At 40.6% G+C, this 1,754-nt stretch carries 4 protein-coding genes; all 4 read right to left on the bottom strand.

Annotation, left to right across the window (positions count from 1 at the left end; all coding sequences use genetic code 11):
- Window positions 1-224: 224 nt before the first annotated feature.
- Entirely contained in the window at window positions 225-614 is a 390-nt protein-coding gene (locus SPL68_RS18410; RefSeq protein ID WP_323816631.1) for a tautomerase family protein, read from the bottom strand.
- 11 nt (window positions 615-625) lie between these two features.
- Window positions 626-946 carry a carboxymuconolactone decarboxylase family protein gene (locus SPL68_RS18405; protein WP_323816630.1) on the bottom strand — a complete coding sequence of 107 codons (321 nt, stop codon included), beginning with the start codon at window positions 944-946 and terminating at the stop codon, window positions 626-628.
- A 161-nt stretch (window positions 947-1,107) separates the two neighbouring features.
- A complete protein-coding gene (locus SPL68_RS18400) occupies window positions 1,108-1,518 on the bottom strand; it encodes a RipA family octameric membrane protein (RefSeq protein WP_323816629.1) in 411 nt (136 codons plus the stop codon).
- A 46-nt stretch (window positions 1,519-1,564) separates the two neighbouring features.
- Window positions 1,565-1,754: IS3 family transposase (locus tag SPL68_RS18395; protein ID WP_323816614.1), on the bottom strand; the 190-nt coding region annotated here is incomplete at its 5' end.

Raw genomic sequence — 1,754 nt, 5'->3', positions numbered from 1 at the left:
CGCTTCACCGGAGGCTTCAACTATTTCGTTGCCTCTATAATTGCTCCGGTTGCTTTCGGCTGGAGCGATAGCCGAGTGGGATTTTCACCCACGGGGAAAAGCGCCGCCTTATCACGGCGCACGCCAATTGCGGACCTTGGTGACAAGTTACCCAGCAAAATAAAAGGATGTTTTTGATGCCAAATCAATCGATTTTTACCACAGTCGCTTGTTAGCTGATTTATTTATTTCGCTGGTGGGACAATTGAATTCCCATTGCTAAAAGACCACTCATCCGCCTGAGTTGTATTGATAACCACCATAATGTCTTCAGGCCTTATAGCAATTAACTTATTAAGACACTCTACAAGATTTTGATAAAATTCCTGCTTTACTTTCGTACTTCGTACGCGGCCAGCAGTAACACAAATGAGCACATAATTTTCTGAACGAGGGCCGCCCATATAATGCTTGTCATAAATCAATTCATAAGGCTCATGTTGATGGACGACCTGAAATCGATCATCCAGAGGAACTTCAAAGAACTCAACTAAAGACTGATGAATTCCGTCAGAAAGTTTTTTTATGTATTCGGGGCTTTTTCCCTTAATAAGGGATATGCGGACATATGGCATGGAGATTTTCCTTAATTTACGTCAGTTAGTTGTTCTATCAACTTTAAAGCCGAAGCTGCCGAAGGCCAGCCAGCATAAAATGCCAAATGAGTAGTCACTTCAACAAGCTCTTCTTTTGATAGTCCATTTTCAAGAGCTCGACTTAAATGAAACGGCAACTGCTCTAATCGATACATAGAGATTAAAGCCGAAACCGTAATTAAGCTACGGTCACGTTTTGACAGCTCAATTCTTTCCCATACGTCAGCAAACAATACATCATCACTTAATTGAGAAAATTTAGGAGCTATAGATCCAAAAACTTTCTCGGTCAATTTTTCTTTATTACTCACCCTTAAACTCCTTTGTAGTATGGATTACAGCCAGCTAACGCCGTGGTAAACGGTAGAATTTAAATTGCGGTTTTGTGGAATACTTTTGCGCAGCAAAACCACAAAGCCGCGACTTAAATTCTGTCCAGTGGAGCGAAGCGGAACGATGTTTGACCACCTTGTTAGCATAGCAACCTGCTTGCCCCTATGACCGCAACTAATACACCAAACAATATTAGAATGATGAATAAGGCAGAAAAAGCAAAGGTGTAACGAAATATTCCTTTTTTCCTTCTTGCGTCTTTGGTGAAGAGGCGGCTACAAATTGGCAAAGATTTTTCATATTTAATTATTCCTTTGTATGAAAGCCTAACCAATGAATGAGAACGAACGTCAAGAACCCAGAAAATACAAGAAAGTAAAATTATAAATATACCCAGTACTATTAAAATAGAATCGGGAGATTCTTTAGCCAAAGCGGTAATTGAACCACTATCCGCAAATATAGATAGAACAATGAAAAAATTGAACGTCTTGATTCTTTGGTCAGCATGTATTTTGAAGTGCTCGCAGAGAAAGGATATTTCCTGCATTGTCCCTCCTGAATGTGGTCTTACCCACAAAAAGTAGACACTCTAACTATGCAGCTAGCGCTGCCCTTCGTTCAAACTCAGCGGGCGCCACATAACCAATACTGGAATGTCGGCGCAAGCGATTATAGAACACCTCAATGTATTCAAAGATACTGGATTTAGCTTCATCAATCGAGTGAAACTGCTGGGTGTAAATCAACTCGACTTTCAAGCGACTAAAGAAGGACTCCATCGGT

Origin of the sequence: Cellvibrio chitinivorans, from assembly GCF_035117775.1 — a bacterium.
Classification (GTDB): domain Bacteria; phylum Pseudomonadota; class Gammaproteobacteria; order Pseudomonadales; family Cellvibrionaceae; genus Cellvibrio; species Cellvibrio chitinivorans.
Note: the sequence above shows the minus strand (reverse complement) of the source record. Positions and strands in the feature narration are given on the sequence as shown.